The organism is Alteromonas gracilis, from assembly GCF_036870955.2.
Taxonomy (GTDB): Bacteria; Pseudomonadota; Gammaproteobacteria; order Enterobacterales; family Alteromonadaceae; genus Alteromonas; species Alteromonas gracilis_A.
Genome location: NZ_CP145482.2, coordinates 602,650 through 623,117, shown reverse-complemented (window position 1 = coordinate 623,117; position 20,468 = coordinate 602,650). Strand labels below are relative to the sequence as shown.

The following is a 20,468-nucleotide window of genomic DNA, read 5'->3' as shown; positions in this document are numbered from 1 at the left end:
CGTTTGCATAATTGCCACCTAAGCCGATTCAATAATGCCCTTAAAGGTATTGAGTAATGGGTGTGCGTCATTGAGTGCTAATAGGTCATCGACAATAGGTTCAGCCTTATCAAGCTGTTGCTGCTCTACCAACAAAGACGCATAAGCAAATTTACTGGTAACATCGTCTGGGAACAGTTTGACATAGCTACCGTAGACATCTGCTGCTTTGCCCGCCTCATCATTTTGGATGTACAGCTTAGCCAACTGCTGAAGGACATCTTTGTTTGACGGCGCCTGCTCTTTTAATGCTTCAGTAGCGGCAAGTGCTCCCTGAATATCATTTTCAATAACATAGACGTAGCTTTCTATCAGTCCTTTGTAAACGGAAGACGTGTCCAATGTGATCAGGTCTTGCAGCAGTATTTCAGCGTCTTCTTGTTTACCGAGTTGAAGTAGTGCTTGCAGTTTATAAAACCCGACTTCTGCAGACTCTACTGCGGTCATTCCCTGCGCCCGATAATCAACATCAGCAAGCGCATTTTCAGCCCCTGAACGCTGATAGGCAAGTGACAGCAGTGGAATAACTTCCCCCGCTGGATGCCCAAGCTCCAAGGCCTTGTTCAGCTCTTTTTCAGCCGCTGCAAAGTTTTGCTTTTGAAGGTAAAGCTTACCTAGCTCGAATCGTGGTTGCGCTTGATTAGGGGATTTTTGAATGGCATTTTTGTATTCAACGACCGCTGCATCGATTTGCGCCGCGGCGACATAATTGCGGGCATCAGCCAAGTGGCTTTCCGTCGACTTCTCACTACATCCTGTTAATAATGTACCAAGAAGCAGCATCGCCACAGAGGCGCGCTTTACCATTTGATTAGGCGTGTTCGTTTTCATTCTAATTCCTTGCCCTTACTGAAAATTATTGGTTCCGATAGCAATCCCACTGCAAATCTGTTTATTATTTCATCAAATTTGTGCAATTTCGTGGCAACCTAGCCATTATTCGAATATAATATGGTTTTTTGCAACATTGCTGGCAAGCATATCGCGAAATACGCTAAAAATAAGCTCTTAAAACTTGCCCGAAAGGCCAGTTCATCGCTGTATAGCGTCTTGCGATACTAAACCGAAAAAGTACGGTTTAATCGTGTGCCGCACCCTCCTTACTTAATGCATCAGGACCCTTAATGACAACAACTGTCGACATGACATTTAAAGACCTCAATCTACCAGAACCTATCTTACAAGCCCTTGAAAAAGTTGGCTACGAGAAACCGTCTCCTATTCAAGCGGAAAGTATTCCACTGTTGCTTGATGGACACGATTTACTCGGTCAGGCACAGACAGGGACAGGAAAAACCGCTGCGTTTGCCCTGCCCATGTTGGCAAATATCGATCCTGAGCAACGTAAGCCGCAACTACTGGTATTGGCCCCAACCCGTGAATTAGCTATTCAGGTTGCAGAGGCGTTTCAGGTTTATGCGAGCTTTAGTCAAAAAATTAAAGTACTTCCAGTATACGGCGGTCAGTCGTACGACAACCAAATTCGCCAGCTTAAGCGCGGCGTGCAAGTTGTTGTAGGTACGCCAGGTCGTATCATCGACCACATCAAGCGTAAAACGCTAGATTTAAGTGAACTTAAGTTCCTTGTTCTAGACGAAGCAGATGAAATGCTTCGTATGGGCTTTATTGATGATGTTGAGCTTATTCTTAGCCACGCACCAGAGGAGCGCCAAACTGCGCTGTTCTCGGCAACCATGCCTGGCCCAATTAAGAAAATTACTCAGCGTTACTTAAAAGACCCTAAGCACGTTAAAATTGCGTCTAAGGTAAGCACTGCTAGCACCATTCGTCAGCGTTACTGTCAAATTGCACCGCACCATAAGCTTGAAGCGCTAACGCGTATTATGGAAGTGGAAGCGTTCGATGGTATGATTATTTTTGTGCGCACTAAAACTGCAACGGTAGAGTTAGCTGACAAGCTATCTGCCCGTGGCTACGACGTAGAGCCACTAAATGGTGATATCCCTCAGGCAGCCCGTGAGCGCACTGTTGAAAAGCTTAAGCAAGGTCAAATTGATATTCTTGTTGCAACTGACGTTGTGGCCCGTGGTCTTGATGTTGAGCGTGTAAGCCACGTTATCAACTTCGACATTCCATACGACAGTGAATCATATGTTCACCGTATCGGCCGAACTGGCCGTGCTGGCCGTCAGGGTGATGCCATTTTATTTATTTCTCACCGAGAAAAGCGTTTGTTGTTCTCAATTGAGAAAACCACTAAGCAGCCAATTGAAGCAATGCCAATTCCTTCAATTAGCGAAATTAACGAAACGCGCTTAAGCCGCTTTAAGCAGTCGGTTGCTGAAGCAACCCAAGACGATAGCATTGAATCATTAATGCCAATCGTTGAAATGATTAAAGAAGAAAACGAAGCATCGCCTGAAGTGCTAATGGCCGCATTGCTTAAAATTGCACAAGGCGATGAGCCGCTGATTCTTAAAGAGTCTGACCGCCCTGACCTTCATAGCAAGCCACAACGTGACAGCCGTGATAGAAACAGCCGCGATGGCCGTGAGAGAAAGCCAAGAGCCCCGCGCACAAGTCGTAAGCCGGAAGAAGGCATGCAGCGTTTCCGTATTGAGGTAGGCCATGTGCACGGTGCTAAGCCCGGCAACATTGTTGGTGCTATTGCAAACGAGGCGAACATTAACTCTAAGCACATTGGTGCCATCGAGATATATGACAACTTTAGTACGGTTGACTTACCTGACGGCATGCCAAAAGAAACGCGCGATACGCTACAAGGTACTCGCGTTGCCGGACAGCGTTTGAATATTCGCGAATGGTCAGATACGCCACCACCGAAAGGTCGCGGCGATCGCGGCAACCGTGGTGACCGTGGTGACAGAGCACCTCGCGGAAACCGAGAAGACCGTGGCAATCGCGCAAATCGCGGTGACCGTGAAAATCGTAAACGTAAGAACTAAATAGCAACATACTCAGCCTTTATATAACTAATAGAAATATAAAGGCTGTTTTCGTTGTTTTCTTATTAAAAAGAATTGGCGCAAAATAGTGTCAGTTCTTTTTTTGTATATAAAGCCCAGAAAACCACTATGGATTACTTTCCGTTATTTCTTGATGCTAGAAAACTACGTGTGCTTATTGTTGGCGCTGGTGAAGTTGCCGCGCGCAAGTTAGAGCTCATTATGAAAACGCCAGCAACCATCACTGTTGTGGCGCCATGGATTTGCGATACCGTAAATTTATTAGGTAAGAACGAGAAAGTAACCCTAATTGAACGCGAGTTCTCAGACAGTGATCTCGATGGTCATGACATGGTGTTTATTGCCACCGACAAAGGTGAAGTGAATCAGCACATACACGACCTTGCTAAGGCGCAAAAAGTATTAGTAAACGTGGTAGATAACACGCCACTCTGTCAGTTTATTACCCCTTCTATTGTAGACCGCTCCCCTATTGTTATTGCAATGAGCAGCGGTGGTGTTGCCCCCGTATTACTGCGTTATTTGCGACAAAAACTAGAAACGGTATTGCCCGCTAATTTAAGCAAGCTTGGTGCATTTTCTGAAAAGTTTAGAGACAAAGTTAAACAAACACTTAATAGTGTTACTGCTCGTCGCTACTTTTGGGAAGATGTACTCGATGGCGATATCGCAGAGATGGTAGAAAAAGGGCAGGACAAAAAAGCTGATGAAGCTTTTGAACTTGCATTGGAAGCCGCAGCAAAAGACAAGAGAGTAGAAGGCCAAGTGTATTTGGTAGGGGCAGGTCCTGGCGACCCAGATCTATTAACATTTCGCGCATTACGCCTAATGCAAAAAGCCGATGTAGTGGTGTACGACCGTTTGGTGTCGCCACAAATTCTTGAGCTAGTTCGTCGAGACGCTGAAAAAATCTACGTGGGTAAAGCCATGAGCAACCACACACTTCCGCAAGACGATATTAACCAGTTAATGGTTGAAGAAGCTAAAAAAGGTAATCGCGTGGTACGCCTAAAAGGTGGTGATCCGTTTATCTTTGGGCGCGGCGGCGAAGAGATTCAAACGCTTATTCAGCACGGCATCGACTTTCAGGTTGTCCCAGGCATTACTGCTGCAAGCGGCGCCTCAAGCTATGCGGGTATTCCGTTAACGCATAGAGACCATGCACAGTCAGTTGTGTTTGCCACGGGTCACTTAAAAGACGGCACCATTGATTTGAACTGGCCTGCGCTTGCTCAACAAAATCAAACCGCCGTTTTTTACATGGGCTTAACCGGGTTGCCTATCATTTGTGAAAAAATGATTGAGCACGGCCTTTCACCCACTACGCCTATTGCGTTGGTACAGTCAGCAACAACCGAAAAACAAGCTGTGTTAACAGGCACACTGGAAGATATCGTAGAAAAACAGAAGGAAGCACAACTTAAACCGCCTACACTTATTATTGTTGGTTCGGTGGTTAGTTTGCATTCTCAGCTTCATTGGTTCAAACAATAGCCTTTTTGCTGCATTGTTTCTGAGCCTTGTTTTTTTTAGATAGACGCGCATACTCATAGAATCGAAGAGATTTGTCGCGTTTAAATGCTCAGGAACAGTTATCCCACTTTCATTGCTTTAATAAGCGTATTGCTTTGTTTGACTCCGCACCTCGTAAGCGCGGAGCAATTGCTATTCAAAAAGTCGACAACCGACAATGGCGTGAAGTTTGATTATGCGTGGCTAGATGCGGAAAATAAACGTCAAACGCTTAGCTTTGAAATCCCTTCTGAAACCTTTGAAAATGCACCGCTGCGGCAAACGAATTACAAGCCTAAGATTGCCCAGCGTCACGTGACTGTCGCTCTATTAAAAGAAGCGCGAACAATCAACCCTAAAGACGCTAAAGTGCAAGTAAAACCCATGCGCGACGCTATCGACATTAAGGTCAAAGGTTTTGATAGCACCAAAGTGGACGAGGTTTTGCAGCATTTACGCAACGTTCAACAAAATGCCTACGATGAATACCTTCATCAGCACTACTTTACCCGTTTTACTACGCTTTTTAACCAACAAGCCATAAAGCCAGATCATATGCGTTATATTGCAGAGTCCGTTAAGCCAATGGTCCCCGCGTCTCAGGCTTTTTACGAAAAAGTGAAAGAATATTCGGACTCAAGGGCCTACTTTGGGCTGCTTTTAAGCTGGCTACAAAGTATTCCGTATGACACGCTAGAAGATAGAGTATCCAGTAATGGCTCTGGGTTTGCGCCTCCAATAGGACTATTAATGCAAAACCTTGGCGACTGTGATAGCAAGGCTGTTCTAGCGTCGTCGATGGTAAGAGCCTTTTTACCATCGACAAAAATGATTATGGTATTTCTGCCCAATCATGCATTGCTCGGTATTGCACTAACGCCTCGCAATAGTGACTATACATTAGAGCATGAGGGGCAGACCTATGTATTGTATGACCCAACGGGCCCTGCCCAAATTCCTTTTGGGCAGGTATCTGAAGATACCGAGCGCTACATCAGCACCGTTCGCTATCAAATAGAGATGGTAGACTAGCCAGCGTAGAACATAACGTCGTGTGCTATTTTTTCGCGGTGGCTTTGTCGATAACGACAAACCTTACCTGGGTCATTTCATGTTCTGGATAAAGCATTGCCTCGACAGAGAGAGGCATAATGCGCTTTTCACCAGGTGCCACAATAATATCGTGAACTTGCGTAATACGCATCGTAGTTGGGGTTTCAATTGAAACAGTATATTGCTTACTTTGACGCGCTTTATTGAGTACGGTAAGCGTGTAAGTATTCTCAATTCGCCCTTCGATATTTTCGCGATATAGCGTGTTGCGGTCTCGGCTAATGGAGGCTTCAAAGTCTTGCCTATCAGCCGCCCAACCAAACATGGCAACAACAATGGCGACAATAGCCGTACCATAAAGGTAATTGGTAAACTTGCGTCCGGAGCTTTTGCTAGCACGAGTAAAGTCTATGAGCCTTTTAGCATAACCAAACTTCGCCATGACTTTGTCACAGGCATCAATGCAAAGCCCACAGTTAATGCACTCGTACTGAATGCCCTCACGAATATCGATACCTGCTGGACACACTTGCACACACAAGTTGCAGTCAACGCAGTCACCCAAATCGCCTTTGGCCGCATTGCGTTTGCGCGGTCCTCGACTCTCTCCACGTTTACTGTTGTAGGTAACAAGTGACGTGCTGTTATCAAACATGGCCGCCTGAAAACGAGAATACGGACACATATGCGTACACATTTTTTCTCTTATCCAACCTGCATTTACGTATGTGCAAACGGCAAAGAATGCGGTCCACCCTGTGATGAGCGCAGGAGCCGAAAAGGATAGAAACTCAAAATAAAGACGTGACGCAGGGTAAAAATACGACATGAACACTAATGCTGTAAGCGTGCTGAACGCTAACCATGCGGCATGCTTAGCAGTTTTGATAGCCACTTTATGTACGGACATGGCTTGCTTGTCCAGTGCCTTACTTTGGTTATGCGTGCCTTCTATACGTCTTTCAATCCAATTGAATGCCAATGTCCAAACGGTCTGCGGACAGGTGAAGCCACACCATACACGACCGTAGTGCCGCGTCACTAAGAACAACGTAAACGCTGCTAGCATAAACAGTAGTGCGAAAATCATAAGGTCTTGTGGATATAACACCCAGCTAAACACCGTCAGCGTTTGCTGCCCCACATCAAACAAAATAGCTTGTTGTCCTTGATATTGGATAAAAGGAAGCAAAATAAACAATGCGACAAGTACTACATTTAAATATCGCCGTATTTTTTGATAGCGCCCCGTTTCTTCTCGAATATAGATTTTATTGTCGTCGACGGGCGTACATACAATAATGTCTTCTTGACGAATTTTTACTACAGACATTAGGCTTCTCCCAGAGAGTTTGCGCTAATGGTAGTGATTCGCCACGAATAAAATAGCTACAGTTTCGAACTGTGTTTATAGATCAGATCTTATTTTTATCTGTACTGAAAAAGTCTATTCAGCTGCGGCGCTTTTTACGTGAATAAAACGCGCGAGCTTGTTGAGTTGATTGCGTCTGGCCTCATTGAGTTCAAACGAGGCATTTACGCGAAAGCAGTGATTAAATTCATCAGATAAGCTAAATAGCTTACCCGGTGCAATGGTAATACGAAGACGCAAAGCCTCTTGATAGATATCCATCGCATTTATAGGTTTTGAACACTCAACCCATAAAAAATAACCACCACTATCCGCATGCACTGTGGCTGCCCCGGACAATGCTTCACTTAAAAATTCGACCATAGCTTTTTTGCGCAACACCAGCTGCTTACGCAACAGTTTTAAGTGAGATTCGTAGTTCTTTTTAGATAGATAGTCGACCAATGCGAGTTGAATAGGTGCACTTGTTGCCAGCGTGCTCATCAACTGCTGCTTTTGAATTGCCAGCGCGTTGTCACCCGCCGCCACCCAGCCAATTCTATATCCCGCCACTAGCGACTTTGAAAACGAGGAACACAGCATACTTTTGGCTTTCTTAACAAAGTGTTTGATGGGAAGCGGTGGTTTACCTTGTGCGTACAATTCGGCATAAACATCATCTTCAACCAGCGCCACATTGTAAGCATCTAGTAGCTCAGCTATACGTTGTTTGGTGTGATCATCGAGAGAGTAGCCAAGTGGGTTTTGATAACTACTCATAAGCCAGCAAGCTTTAACCGGGTGACTTTTAAAAGCCCGTTCAAGCGCCGCAACATCTAACCCAGTTTTGGGCGACACCTTGACCGTTATGGCTTTTAGCCCCAGTCGCTGTAGTGCCTGCATAGCGCCATAAAATACAGGAGATTCTATGACAACCCAATCGCCGGGTGACGTGCACGCTTGTAAACTAAGATTCAACGCTTCAAGCGCGCCAGCCGTTATGATTATCTCATCAGGCGCAATATTTATCCCCCTCGCAGCATAACGCTTTGCAATGATTTTTCTGAGTTCCACATTGCCAGGTGGAAGGTTGTCCATCGCGCTGGTAAGCGAAATCTGTTGTGATGCCGATGCGATTGATTTATTCAAATGCTGTCTGGGATACAGCGAAGGGTCTGGGTAGGCAAAACCCAAACTAAACATATGAGGGTCACGGGAAGCTTGAAGCACTTCATAAACAAAGTCGTTTATGCTAACAGCATCTGTGGTTTTCACTCGTGCTTGAACACGATGACTTTGCGCGTTTTGGGCTGAGGCAGTAACGACAAACCCAGATCGTGCATGCGAGCTAATAAGTCCTTGGCTTTCGAGTAGCTGGTAAGCGTGAAGAACGGTCATCAAACTAAAACCTGTTTGCTCGGCTTGCTTTCGCAAAGACGGAAGTTTTTCGTTTTCCATCCATACACCTTGCTCAATTTGCGCTTTCACTTGTTGCGCCAATGCATCGTATTTGGCCAAGGATTACGTTTCCTTATTGATTTTCGACTTTCGTTTTTACAGCTAGGACTAAAAGTAACGTTACTATGTAAACGCAAGTATAACAGTCGAAGCAATATTCTGTTATAGGTGAAAACGCTATTTTAAGAGTAGAAAAAAGCAAGGATATCAAAAAGCAATAAGCTACAAGTTTATTGCTTTTTTAGTGTTGTATAACTACGACGCCGTCAAGGCGTCACTGGCACGCCTTGAATACCAAACTACAGGTTTTCTTCTGCGAAACTTGCTAATCGACTTCTGACTACGCCGTCTAAATTAATAGTGGCGCTGCCAGAGAAGTCTTTAAATTTCTCAACAAGATAGGTTAACCCCGAGGTTACGGCACTTAAATAATTGCTGTCGATTTGCGCGAGGTTACCACCAACAATAAGTTTTGTGCCTTCGCCGCAACGAGTAATGATGGTTTTGAGCTGTGACGCTGTAAGGTTTTGCGATTCATCGAGGATCACAATGGCATTTTGGATACTGCGTCCGCGCATGAAGTTAACTGACTTATACTGGATATTGGCTTTTTCCATGATGTAATTCATCGAACCTTTAGTATTTTCATCATGCTTATGCAGTACTTCCAAAGAATCGGTAATTGCAGCTAACCATGGCAACATTTTTTCTTCTTCAGTACCCGGTAAGAAACCAATAGACTCGGCAATTTCCGGTGTACTTCGCGTAACAATTATTTTGTCGTACATGTTGCGCTCTACCACCATTTCTAGCGCAGCAGCCAGCGCTAACAAGGTTTTACCGCTTCCTGCGGGCCCCGTTAAAATGACCATATCGATGTGAGGGTCAAGCAACGCGTGTAACGCCATTGCCTGCCCAATATTCTTCGGAGTAATGCCCCATGCATGACGCCCCATTAAGCGTTCATAGCCCAAATCAAGAATTTCAAGCGTATCGCTCGAGACCTCTTCAACTAAACCCGCAAACTGGTTTGTTTCATCAAGTAAAAACTCATTAACGTAGGCTTCCGGTAGCATAGACTTTGGCACTGTGTGAATGGTGTCGCGGCCTTCTTGTCGACTGTCCACACTTTTTACATTGTCCCAGAAGTTTCCATCAAAAGCGTGAAAACCTCGAGAGAGATACTTAATATCGGTAATCAATTGGTCAGTGCGGTAATCTTCAACATGTGCCAAGCCTGCGCCTTTAGCTTTTAAACGCATGTTGAGGTCTTTGGTTACCAACACCACTTTTTGTGGCGCAAAGGTCTTTTGAAGATGAAGTGCAACGTTAATAATGCGGTTATCATTTTCGTTGCTGGTAAAAACTTGTTGTGATTCCACCATATTTAAGTCAGCAAAAATAGACAAGCTAATGGTGGGCGCAGTTTGTCCGGCTCCTAGGCCCTCCATCGATACGCCAGCCAGCATATCTTCTGGTGTTGCGTCGTGAAGTAAATCCTCCATCGCACGAATAGATACGCGGGCATCGCGCGCGACATCTTTTTTACTGTCTTTAATATAATCAAGTTCTTCCAATACGGTCATTGGAATAACGACATCATGTTCTTTAAATGAGAGAAAAGCGTGGGGTTCGTGAAGCAGAATATTGGTATCGAGGACGTATATTTTGGTATCGGTAGAGTTTTTTCTTGGCATCCTTCACTCCGGTAAATAAAGCCAGATTAGCCCAATGGCTTAAGTCAGCATGACTTAGGCTAACAAGCTACAGTTCCGCTTTCAGAGAAGGTGCCGCTCGAAACAGGACATCCTCCCCTACTCGCGTCGACTGAGAGACAGTACTACACAACCTGCCTCGTGAGTTCGTTAAAAAATTTAACGAAGACCTAATTCCACCTTAATGCAGAAATTTAAATTTATCACTGTTTTTCTGCTTTTATTTTTTTATGCAAAAGTGATGGCATGCCAGTTAAAAAGTATATTGACGCTAACGAATGAAATAGCCAATTGCCCGGTATTCACCGTTTACTTTTACCATTGATAACGTTTCTGTAGATACCGACGTGTTGCCGTCGAACGCGGTAGAAAACGTCATAATTAGATACTCGCCCTCAGGCAATCCGGGCAGTGTCGAAGGCGCTTGGGCCATGGCTAACTCTCTAGACTTTACTATGCCCAAAGGCTGTCGCACTAGCTGCATCGCCTCTATCCACTTTGCTTGTGTCACGCTGGTTTTAAAAATTGGACCGCTTTCGTCCCAACTTAATGCGTACTGCTCGTCATCGACCAACTGCAACCAATTCATACCTTGCTGTAACGCTATGTCGCCCACTTGTACTGGCGCTCCTGAGCCCACCTCTTTTTTGTTGCTGTCATTGGCATTGACAGATTGCGACCAATACACCGCTAGCGTAAATGACAATAACAGTGCAGTGGCAATCCACAGTAACTGTTGTCGAGAAACCGAAAAACCAGAATGACGAGGTTGCACAACTGACGCAGACGCTGCATCAAGCTGCTCCTTGTCTGCAGGCGCTTCGACCAGCAACATTTCTGGCGTACCATCGAATGCAGCGGCAATAGCTTTTACTGACTCTTGCGACGCTGACTGCGTTTTCTCGATGCGTTGAATAGTTCGCAAGCTTAAGCCAGATACCTCAGCTAGATGCTGTTGGCTCCACGCTTTTGTATTGCGAAGTTGAATGAGTTTTTGCGTGTCTATCTTCATATCCATCTCGCGTCTCCTTCCGTTAATCGCGCCAATTAACAGTAGGAAATTTCTCCTGACAGTGATACGACAGTTTTACGCTAACACTGCGACAAAGCAAGCCCCACGAGCGATTTAGCGGCATAGAGACAGTCTTGTAACCTTCATGTGTTGCGCAGTCGATAAGACTAGAGAAATGCGATTTAAGGAGTGAGTGTGGTTGGACATAGCTGGCCTTCTATCCTTTCCCTCAGCATCGTTGAGATATGTCTTTAATAGTATTGAGGTTTGATTGCATATCAGAGGGGCGAGAGCCAGCTTGCAACCTTCAAACGGCAAGGATGCCGTTTGAGAGCCACACGGACGTGTTCATGCGTGTTGCAAGGTGGGTCTCGCCCCTCTGAGTAGTAAAAACGACAACCAATAGTCTAGTATTAATGACTTATCACAACGCAATGCGTACAATACCGCCCCCGCAAAAAAGGTAAGTGATTTATGAGTTCAGACAGTCAATTTTCAGTAGGTCAACGCTGGTTAAGTAATACCGAAACGGAACTGGGTTTAGGCGCCATTATTGGTGTCGATTTTCGTTCTGTGGAAGTGTTGTATCCGGCGACTGGCGATGCGCGTATGTACACCAAGCAAGAAGCGCCGCTAACGCGACTTATTTTTGAAATTGGCGATACGGTAAAAAGCCAAGACGGCTGGGAAATGACCATTACCGAAAAAGAAGAAAGCCAAGGTGTCTACATTTATCACGGTCTTCGTGAAGACACTAAAGCACAAGTGCGTTTGCCCGAAACCATGCTTGACCACCATATCCGTCTGAACCAACCAGAGAAGCGACTGTTCAGCCAACAGCTTGATCACCCGAAGTGGTTTGATTTACGCGAACGCGCTTTGGACTATCAATACGACTACCTTCGCTCTAGCACAATTGGGCTGGCTGGCGCACGTATATCACTTATTCCGCATCAGCTTCACATTGCTTCAGAAGTGGGTGGGCGTCATGCACCCCGCGTACTTTTAGCCGACGAAGTTGGCTTGGGTAAAACCATTGAAGCTGCACTCATCATCCACCAGCAATTAAAAACAGGTCGCGCTGAGCGCGTACTTATTTTGGTTCCCGACTCTTTGGTGCACCAATGGCTGGTTGAGATGCTACGACGAGTAAACTTGCCGTTTTCTATCTACGACGAGAGTCGCTGCGAAGCACTAGAAGCAAGCGAGGCGTCTGACGAGGGCGACGTTAATCCATTTGAAAACGATCAGCTAGTGCTGTGTAGTATCGACTTCTTAAGCCAAAGCGAAAAGCGTCAAAAGCAAATTCAAGCAGCCGATTGGGACGTGATGGTAGTCGACGAAGCGCATCACCTTGCATGGTCTAGCGAATCACCGTCAGCAGAATACTTATGCGTAGAAGCGCTGGCAACTAAAACGCCTGGGGTATTGCTGCTTACCGCGACGCCTGATCAACTCGGTCATGAAAGTCATTTTGCGCGTTTGCGTCTACTCGACCCTGCACGCTTCCATAGCTACGATGCGTTTTTAGAAGAAGAGTCTAAATACAGTCAACTCGCCGATGCCGTTGCCCCACTGCTTTCAGACGCAGAGCCTAATGATAAACAGCGCAACAAGCTTTCTGAATTTGCGCCTGATGTTATGGAGCACGCAGGCGATTTGTCTGATTCAAACAACCGCCATGCACTTTTACATCAGCTTATTGACTGCCACGGCACAGGGCGCATGCTATTTAGGAACCGTCGCGCAAATATTGAAGGGTTTCCAGAGCGTAAGCTAAGCGCGTACGAGCTAGCTCTCCCAGAGGTATATAGCGATGCCGTTTCAGGCGGCGACCTTACCTATTCGCTTTATCCAGAGCGCATGGCAAGTGTGGTAAAAAGCTGGACCAAGCACGACCCAAGAGTCGCGTGGCTGCTAGATTTTATGCAGGATGTAAAACCAGAAAAGATCTTGCTGATTTGTGCCAGCGCACGCACCGCGCAAGAATTAGGTGAAGTCATTCGCACGCAGACGGGTATTCGCCACAGCGTGTTCCATGAAGGTATGAGTATTGTCGAGCGCGACAAAGCTGCACACTACTTTGCCGATGAAGAAGAAGGTGCACAAATATTATTGTGTAGCGAAATAGGCAGTGAAGGCCGTAACTTCCAGTTTGCCCATCACTTAGTATTGTTTGATTTGCCTATTACTCCTGACTTACTTGAACAGCGTATAGGTCGACTTGACCGTATCGGTCAGACACAGACGGTACAAATTCATGTGCCTTACTTGGCCAAGACTGCACAGCACGTGTTGCTTGACTGGTACCACGAAGGGCTAAACGCCTTTGAAAAAACCTGCCCAACTGGCTCAGGTGTATTTGACGATGTTAAACCACTATTAATTGGTGCGTGCTTACACCCTGACGACATAGCCGCGCGTGATGAGCTTGTTAACATGAGTGTGACACTAAATAGCCAGCTTGTGGCGCAGCTTGAAGCCGGACGAGACCGCTTACTTGAACTTAATGCTTCGGGTGAAGGCCGTGTAGAACAACTGCTTGAAGACATCATTACGCAAGACAGTGAGCAAGACCTGTCGCGTTTTATGGGTCGCGTTTTTGATGCTATTGGCGTGCAGCAAGACGAGAAAGGTAACGATTGCTTTATTCTTATGCCTACCGAGTCAATGGTCAGTCAGCTACCGGGGTTAGATCCTGAAGGTATGACAGTTACCTATAAGCGCCGTGTCGCCACGACTTTGGAGAACGTGCAGTTCTTAAGCTGGGATCACCCCCTCGTGCATACTGCCATCGATGTGGTGCTGACTGATGTTCATGGAAAAAGCAGCATCGGCTTTATTGCCGAGCCATCACTACCTAAAGGTGCCTACTGGATTGAAGCTTTATTTGTTCTTCATGCTCAAGCACCAAAGTCACTTCAGTTGGGTCGTTTTTTACCGCAAACGCCGGTGCGAGTATGCTTAGACGCACAAGGCAACCCGTCTGAGTTGAGTTTCGACGTCAAACGCAAAGTGGGCAGAAAAATATCGTCGCAATTAATCAAAGCGCTTCAGCAACCTCTGGAGCTTGCTATCGAAAAAGCACGAAAACTGGCGCACCAGCAAGCCAATCAAAAGCAACACGACGCGCTTTCAACCATGCATAGCACGTTAAATGAAGAAATTCAGCGCTTGAGAGATTTGCAAAAGCGCAACCCAGCGGTACGCGACAGTGAGATAGAATTTATCGAAACGCAAATGAACGCCCTTGATAAGGTTATTCAAAGTGCGGATGTTCAATTAGACGCGCTGCGAATTGTGGTTAACAACCCTTAATGGCCAATCCAAGTTTTGTATACCAGCCACCCATGACACCTTATCTCGACTTTATCTATCGAGATGAGGACATGGTGGTGGCACATAAACCTAGCGGCCTTTTGAGTGTGCCAGGCAAGGCTCAAGAACATAAAGATGCCTTAATTACGCGAGTAAACACGGTACTGCCTACCGCGACGGTGGTTCATAGGTTAGATATGGCCACGTCTGGTATTTTGGTAATGGCACTGAATAAAGACAGTCATCGCCATATCTCTAAACAGTTTGAGTTAAGAAAAACAAAAAAGCGCTATTTTGCAAAAGTATACGGCCATATTACTGATGATAAAGGCGACGTGGATTTACCGCTAATTTGCGACTGGCCTAATAGGCCAAAACAAATGGTCGATCACGAGCGCGGCAAGCGTGCCCTAACGCATTATGAAGTGATAGAGCGCGCTGTTGATGCCAATGGTCAAGCTTTTACCCTTGTTGCGCTATACCCAATAACTGGGCGCTCTCACCAGCTTCGCGTACATATGCTTGCGCTAGGCCACCCCATATTAGGCGACCGACTATACGCACATCCTGACGCCCTTGCGATGGCATCGCGTTTACAGCTCCACGCTGAAAGCCTGTGTTTTATGCATCCGAACAACGGGCAATGGCTCAACTTCCAATGTCAGGTCCCGTTTAGCCAATACCGCCCTGCCCCTCTTTTAGACAACTAAGTACCTTCTAGGTAAGACAATTCAAAGGAATAGGCACGCTGATAATTACTGAGGCACTTAAATTGAAGTGTAGATAAATGTTATTGTGCCGATATCCTTATAAGTACGTCGTCACTTTATTATTTGGAACCTATTATTGCCAATGAGTAGGCATATTTTCACAGCGCTAAGTTTTGATTCGTTGGCTTTGATTAAGTCGACTGTGCTATCGGTGTTGTTATTGTTACTGCTCACAAACAGCGCTTTTGCCAATTACTATTCTGACATTAGCCATGCGTATCAACCCGACCAAGTAAAAGAACTAATGGCAGGCGACACCATGCTGCCTATAATCGAAATTGAGGCCCATACCCCACTTCCACTGGGAACGGCAGTTATAATAACTGAACCATTTCCTTCTGGCCTTACACTGGGTCAAGGCGACATGTTAGCGACAGAAATGGCGCAAAAAGGCTGGAATGTAGTAATAAGCCCTTTTCAATTGCCACCAGCCAATAGTGAAAATGCACAGGTCGATGCCGACAGTTCAAATACTCCCCCTCGGACCAAACGCAGATGGCAAATAACAATGCCATGACAAACTCAGCAAATGAACCTATTCACCCACGCAGTAACCAACTCACTCAGCATTTGGACTTTGACGATACAAAAGCTTCGCTTAATTTACAGTTAAACGCATTGAACAACTACCTTCAGGACAGACAAGGCTATCGACTAGTGATAGCGCAGGGCATGCTTGCTGCAAGTTTTCTGTCGCTGACTAACTCACAGCCAACCCTACAACCTGACACATTTATCGCAATATCTCCGTTTTGGCCAGAAAGGTCGCTCAATGGATTAGTTGTTGATGATATTGCGCAAGCTGAGTATCCCGTACTCGATTTTTCAATTGAAAATCAAAGTGACTGGGCTAACGAAACGCAAGCTCAAAGAAAAATTAGTGCAAGAAATGCACTAAAAATGCACTATCGCCAAATACTTATTCCTCAAAACCCCTTAGCCTTTAGTCTAAACCCGAAATCAAAAAGCTCACATATTCAGATAGTTACGAATCACACAATTGGCTGGACGCGTCACCTAGGGTGGTAAATTTGCTCATTCAGGATTAGGCTAAATTTATATCCAAAACAAACACCTATAAGGTGAAGGCAAAAAGCAATGCCCTGCTAACGAGCAGTTAGATTGTTATGAACTATAATACTGATACAACACTAATACGGTTGGGCTCGTCGTGACTGTTCAAGATTTTGTAGATAGCAAAGCGAAGCAACTGTGTTTTTATTTGAAAGCATTTTGGCGAAACGAAATTCCTGCCGAAGAACTCGAGTTGTTCTTTTGGGATAGTATGGAAGAGTGGGGCCAAATTGATTACACATTGACACAGCCATACACTCCCAAAGAACGTGTTTTTTGGCACCTTCTTCATCAAGTCCACTACTGGCAAGGCGAAAAGCTCAAGAAAGACAAATATCTTCTCGATGAATTGAACAATTGCGTAACGTATCTCGAAGGGTTAGGTCATTGTCCATTAGATTGTGTGGGTGTTCGCCCCTAGCCCACACGCTCTAATTTGTATTCACTGTTTTTGGGTACTTCATTCGCCCGTTGCTTTTTGAGCGCAAGTTTTGTTCACGTCGCCAATTAAAACAGAAAGTACAGCCTTCAGGTTGCTTAATTTGGGGGTTCATGGCTCAATACCTATTTTGCGCTATAGCCAAGGGTCGCCTTCTTGTTTTCTGCACTAAACACTTATAAAGACAAACGTTTCCTCAGTATTTTTTGTTTTGGTATTTCCAGTGGGTTCCCGTGGATCATGATTGGCTCTGTCATGTCAGCTTGGCTTGCCGACGAAGGCTTATCACGCAAAACAATAGGGCTATTCGGCATTATCTTTACCGCTTACTCCCTGAACTTCTTATGGTCACCGTTACTAGACAAACTCAAGCCCCCATTTTTGGGTTTGCGCCGGGGTTGGATTATTACCATGCAAGGTGCTATCGCGCTATGCTGCTTGGTAATGTCCCAGCTTAACGCGCAAAACGATTTATATTTTATGGCGCTTTTTGGCTTTTTAATTGCCGTTGCTTCATCGACTCAAGATATCGCTATCGATGGGTTTCGTATTGATAGTATTGCCGAGAATGATAAAGACGGTCTGTCTGCAGCTTCGTCCGTGGCCACTGCGGGATGGTGGACGGGATATGGTGGACTTGGCGCAATTCCTTTTTTCCTTGCCGATTTAACCTCGTGGAGTTGGGCTAACCTGTATCTAGTGCTTGCTGCAATGATGCTGGCGTTGATGGTAGCAACAATACTAACTCGCGAGCCCACTATTGACAGAGAAAGTATGTTGCATGCAATCACGCAAAGTGATGATACAGGCGTATTGCACTGGCTTAAGACGACAGTGATTACACCGTTTGCAGAATTTTTTAACCGAAATGGCGTAAAACTGGCTGCCTCATTTCTGCTGTTCATCTTTTTATTTAAGATTGGCGAGGCTTTTTTAGGCCGAATGAGCATTGTTTTTTATAAAGAAATTGGCTTTTCCAATAGTGACATTGGTACTTATTCGAAACTGCTCAATTGGTGGGTCACTATTATCTTTTCTTTAGTGGGCGGTTTGGTAAACATTCGGTATGGCATATACAGAGGCCTGATGATAGCAGGTGTAGCAATGGCAGCGTCAAACCTCATGTTTGCGGTCATTGCACAAACAGGCCCTTCTACTTCACTGCTTGCTGCCGCTGTTATTATAGATGGTTTCACTGCAGCATGGAGTACAGTCGCTATGGTGTCACTCATTTCTTTGCTATGTAACAGAGCATTTAGCGCAACGCAATACGCGCTTATGGCATCATTGAGTGTGGCAGGTAGGACGTCCGTCGCATCATACAGCGGTATATTAGTCGACTATCTAGACGGCAACTGGAGCCTATTTTTTGTCATCACTGCACTGATGGTAATTCCCAGTTTGGGCTTCCTTTTCTTGATCCGTGAGAATATAAAAAAAGTCGAATATTCAAATAAATAACATTACATATTCATCAAGCACACTTGCAAGCTAACATAATTTATCTACATTTAAATAGGTAGGAAAAAAGCATCGCTACCATCTGATGATAACTGCGATGTTTCGTATTTATTGTGTTGGTAAATAACCGCAAGGAAGTGTATTAGTGTTAGGGCATACAAGCCGTTTACGCAAAAAGGTTAAACATCGTCGGCGCCAGCTAGCGCTCTCAAAATTGAGCGTCGCGGTGTATTTAATTGTGTTTGCCGCGCTTTTATCGCTAGTGCTTGTCCTCGATAAGCAGCAAGACGCTTTCTCTGATGCCAAAAAACATAACGCAATTGAAGATACTATTATCGACAGCGAACAGCATATCCATCACTTCCTTGCTACGCAAGACATGGCACTGTTGACACCACTTCAGGCATCCCTTCTATCCACACACAAGCAAATTTTGTCTCACTATGGGCAAGATATCGACCCCAGCTATAGAAGCTATGTGCTGTCTGAAGAAGCGTTTAAAAGCAAGCAGCGAAATTTAAACAAACACTCTACCAACAGTGTTATTCAAGACACCCTGTTACAGCTTTATACGCTCTCTGAAGTATCGCACAAGCAAGTGGCAAACATGATAAGCGGTGGGTTCACGTTGAGCCCTATGCTTGATGCTATGCAAGCACAAGAAGCGTCATTGGTGCAGCGCGCAGCCGAAAGCCGCCAATATGTACTTTTAATTATTACCTTGGCGCTCATTGCCTTTGTTCTTGTACGTATACTTAGTTGGCTCTTTGGCAACAAAGAGGCCCATAAAACGTCAGCCCATCTTGCAAAATCAAACTTACGTGTTTCGTTTGCTGATAAAGAAACAGTCAACCAAAAGTCATTTATTCGCTTGCTAAGTCACGAATTTAGAGCGCCTATCAGCGTTATTATTAGTGCTCTAGAGCTCATCCCTAATATGAAAGAGCAACAAGGAAGGCTTATTCAGAAAGCAGAACAATCAAGTTACCGACTGTTAAGCCTGACCAACAATCTTACCGAGTTGTTAACCGACAACATTGAGGATGATTTAGCACTGCGTTCTATTGATTTAATAAGCTTGCTTGATGAATGCATATCGCCTTTTTCTGTGCAGCTAAAAGACAAGAAAGTGGAGCTACATATGCATTGTAGCCATAGTGTTCCGCATTTTATCGAGTCTGACCCAGTAGCAATTACCAAGGTGATCACAAATATCCTAGATAACGCGGTTAAGTTCACGTCTACCGGGCTAATAGACGTGACGGTAACCACACAGGTAAAAAATCAAGGGATCTTTCTTGTTATTATCATTAGCGATACCTAGGCATAGGCATTGATGAAGAAACGCAAGCGCACATGTTTGATCGCTTTTATCGTGGAAAGCACGCCACCACATACCGCTATCCCGGTGCTCGGTATTGGGCTTTCAGTGGCAAAGCGCAATGTTGACAAACTTGGCGGCTCTCTTACGGTGAATAGCAGTGAGAGTGTAGGCTCTGAGTTTAAGGTGCTACTGCCCATTAAAGCGTTGGAAACACCAATCATAGAAGCAAAAGCGGTGTCTAACGCTACTTTTGCCGTTGTTGATGACTTAGAAATTTCTCGGCTTCACTTACAATCAATTATCACGTCGCAAGGCTTCAATGCGCGAACATTTTCTTCTGGCGCAGAACTTATAAACCTTCACGATGGAGTGCTTCAGTTTAGTGCCATCATTGCTGATCTCTATATGCCTGGTATGACTGGTTTAGAATTAGTGAAGACCCTTTCGGCAATATATGGAGATAGGATCCCTCCTGTTATTGTCCTGTCAGCAACACCTGATATCGCAAACATCATTGCCAGTTCAGACCTACCCATCTATCAAAGTTTCGTCAAACCTATAGACAAGCAAAGGTTTATCGATGCGCTTGAAAATGTCTCAATGAAGAAATCAAACACAGTTAACCCTGTACGTCGAGCCAGCATACTGGTGGTAGAAGATGAACCTATTAATGCAGAAATGGTTGAGCATATGCTAAGTTGCATGGGTCATGTTGTGAAGGTATGTTACAACGGTGATGATGCGATTATTAGCGCTAATGAAGGCGCGTTTGACTGCGTGCTACTCGATATCAATTTACCAGACATTAACGGCCTGGAAGTAGCTAAAATATTGCGTGAACGCCACCCTCAATTGCCTATTATCGCTTTGACTGCCAACGCCCAACGGGATGATAAAGAGGCCTCTCGACGCGCAGGCATACGCTATCACTTGGTAAAGCCAGTTACCTTTCAAGAGCTTAAAAATACGCTAAAGCTCGCTATATAGCCGACTA

General features: G+C 45.1%; 16 protein-coding genes. 11 read left to right on the top strand and 5 right to left on the bottom strand.

The features are described 5' to 3' along the window. Positions 1–18: 18 nt before the first annotated feature. Positions 19–870 (bottom strand): tetratricopeptide repeat protein, encoded by an 852-nt coding sequence (locus tag V6N89_RS03050; protein WP_346993377.1) that lies wholly within the window; start codon positions 868–870, stop codon positions 19–21. Positions 871–1,163: 293 nt separating this feature from the next. Between V6N89_RS03050 and V6N89_RS03045 the strand changes: the two genes are divergently transcribed. The 3 genes from V6N89_RS03045 to V6N89_RS03035 all read left to right on the top strand — a co-directional run bounded on the left by V6N89_RS03045 (position 1,164) and on the right by V6N89_RS03035 (position 5,531). Further along, positions 1,164–2,966, top strand: coding sequence for a DEAD/DEAH box helicase (locus tag V6N89_RS03045; RefSeq protein ID WP_338520118.1), 1,803 nt, complete (start codon positions 1,164–1,166; stop codon positions 2,964–2,966). 129 nt (positions 2,967–3,095) lie between these two features. Beyond that, the gene (cysG, locus tag V6N89_RS03040; RefSeq protein WP_338520117.1) at positions 3,096–4,481 is read left to right on the top strand and encodes a siroheme synthase CysG; all 1,386 of its coding nucleotides are present in this window, start codon (positions 3,096–3,098) and stop codon (positions 4,479–4,481) included. Between the two features lie 168 nt (positions 4,482–4,649). Then, entirely contained in the window at positions 4,650–5,531 is an 882-nt protein-coding gene (locus tag V6N89_RS03035) for a hypothetical protein (RefSeq protein ID WP_338520115.1), read from the top strand. A 25-nt stretch (positions 5,532–5,556) separates the two neighbouring features. On the opposite strand, the gene ccoG is transcribed toward V6N89_RS03035, so the two are convergent. The 4 genes from ccoG to V6N89_RS03015 all read right to left on the bottom strand — a co-directional run bounded on the left by ccoG (position 5,557) and on the right by V6N89_RS03015 (position 11,094). After that, a complete protein-coding gene (gene ccoG / locus V6N89_RS03030; protein ID WP_346993376.1) occupies positions 5,557–6,885 on the bottom strand; it encodes a cytochrome c oxidase accessory protein CcoG in 1,329 nt (442 codons plus the stop codon). 114 nt (positions 6,886–6,999) lie between these two features. Then, on the bottom strand, positions 7,000–8,421 hold the full coding sequence (locus tag V6N89_RS03025; RefSeq protein ID WP_338520112.1) for a PLP-dependent aminotransferase family protein: 1,422 nt from the start codon (positions 8,419–8,421) through the stop codon (positions 7,000–7,002). A gap of 239 nt (positions 8,422–8,660) precedes the next feature. Continuing rightward, entirely contained in the window at positions 8,661–10,058 is a 1,398-nt protein-coding gene (locus V6N89_RS03020; RefSeq protein ID WP_338520110.1) for a PhoH family protein, read from the bottom strand. Between the two features lie 289 nt (positions 10,059–10,347). Next, positions 10,348–11,094: a DUF4019 domain-containing protein gene (locus V6N89_RS03015; RefSeq protein ID WP_338520109.1), complete on the bottom strand. Its 747-nt coding sequence runs from the start codon at positions 11,092–11,094 to the stop codon at positions 10,348–10,350. Positions 11,095–11,562: 468 nt separating this feature from the next. Between V6N89_RS03015 and rapA the strand changes: the two genes are divergently transcribed. The 8 genes from rapA to V6N89_RS02975 all read left to right on the top strand — a co-directional run bounded on the left by rapA (position 11,563) and on the right by V6N89_RS02975 (position 20,461). After that, on the top strand, positions 11,563–14,406 hold the full coding sequence (gene rapA, locus V6N89_RS03010; protein WP_338520108.1) for an RNA polymerase-associated protein RapA: 2,844 nt from the start codon (positions 11,563–11,565) through the stop codon (positions 14,404–14,406). Next, positions 14,406–15,116 (top strand): bifunctional tRNA pseudouridine(32) synthase/23S rRNA pseudouridine(746) synthase RluA, encoded by a 711-nt coding sequence (gene rluA, locus V6N89_RS03005; RefSeq protein ID WP_338520106.1) that lies wholly within the window; start codon positions 14,406–14,408, stop codon positions 15,114–15,116. The genes rapA and rluA overlap by 1 nt, the downstream gene beginning before the upstream one ends. A 142-nt stretch (positions 15,117–15,258) precedes the next feature. Beyond that, positions 15,259–15,693, top strand: a complete 435-nt coding sequence (locus V6N89_RS03000; protein ID WP_338520104.1) for a hypothetical protein — start codon at positions 15,259–15,261, stop codon at positions 15,691–15,693. Continuing rightward, positions 15,672–16,205, top strand: a complete 534-nt coding sequence (locus V6N89_RS02995; protein WP_338520102.1) for a hypothetical protein — start codon at positions 15,672–15,674, stop codon at positions 16,203–16,205. The genes V6N89_RS03000 and V6N89_RS02995 overlap by 22 nt, the downstream gene beginning before the upstream one ends. Before the next feature lie 142 nt (positions 16,206–16,347). Next, complete coding sequence (locus V6N89_RS02990) at positions 16,348–16,671, top strand: hypothetical protein (protein WP_338520101.1); 324 nt, start codon at positions 16,348–16,350, stop codon at positions 16,669–16,671. 174 nt (positions 16,672–16,845) lie between these two features. After that, on the top strand, positions 16,846–18,150 hold the full coding sequence (locus V6N89_RS02985; protein ID WP_338520099.1) for an AmpG family muropeptide MFS transporter: 1,305 nt from the start codon (positions 16,846–16,848) through the stop codon (positions 18,148–18,150). 145 nt (positions 18,151–18,295) lie between these two features. Continuing rightward, positions 18,296–19,474 (top strand): sensor histidine kinase, encoded by a 1,179-nt coding sequence (locus tag V6N89_RS02980; protein ID WP_338520098.1) that lies wholly within the window; start codon positions 18,296–18,298, stop codon positions 19,472–19,474. 12 nt (positions 19,475–19,486) lie between these two features. Then, on the top strand, positions 19,487–20,461 hold the full coding sequence (locus V6N89_RS02975; protein ID WP_338520096.1) for a response regulator: 975 nt from the start codon (positions 19,487–19,489) through the stop codon (positions 20,459–20,461). The last annotated feature ends 7 nt before the right edge of the window (positions 20,462–20,468 follow it).

What these genes read in the sequence shown, in the direction of transcription:
- V6N89_RS03050 (WP_346993377.1), bottom strand. Translation starts at nt 870, where the DNA reads ATGAAAACGAACACGCCTAATCAAATGGTAAAGCGCGCCTCTGTGGCG.
- V6N89_RS03045 (WP_338520118.1), top strand. Translation starts at nt 1,164, where the DNA reads ATGACAACAACTGTCGACATGACATTTAAAGACCTCAATCTACCAGAA.
- cysG (WP_338520117.1), top strand. Translation starts at nt 3,096, where the DNA reads ATGGATTACTTTCCGTTATTTCTTGATGCTAGAAAACTACGTGTGCTT.
- ccoG (WP_346993376.1), bottom strand. Translation starts at nt 6,885, where the DNA reads ATGTCTGTAGTAAAAATTCGTCAAGAAGACATTATTGTATGTACGCCC.
- V6N89_RS03020 (WP_338520110.1), bottom strand. Translation starts at nt 10,058, where the DNA reads ATGCCAAGAAAAAACTCTACCGATACCAAAATATACGTCCTCGATACC.
- V6N89_RS03015 (WP_338520109.1), bottom strand. Translation starts at nt 11,094, where the DNA reads ATGGATATGAAGATAGACACGCAAAAACTCATTCAACTTCGCAATACA.
- rapA (WP_338520108.1), top strand. Translation starts at nt 11,563, where the DNA reads ATGAGTTCAGACAGTCAATTTTCAGTAGGTCAACGCTGGTTAAGTAAT.
- rluA (WP_338520106.1), top strand. Translation starts at nt 14,406, where the DNA reads ATGGCCAATCCAAGTTTTGTATACCAGCCACCCATGACACCTTATCTC.
- V6N89_RS03000 (WP_338520104.1), top strand. Translation starts at nt 15,259, where the DNA reads ATGAGTAGGCATATTTTCACAGCGCTAAGTTTTGATTCGTTGGCTTTG.
- V6N89_RS02995 (WP_338520102.1), top strand. Translation starts at nt 15,672, where the DNA reads ATGGCAAATAACAATGCCATGACAAACTCAGCAAATGAACCTATTCAC.
- V6N89_RS02975 (WP_338520096.1), top strand. Translation starts at nt 19,487, where the DNA reads ATGAAGAAACGCAAGCGCACATGTTTGATCGCTTTTATCGTGGAAAGC.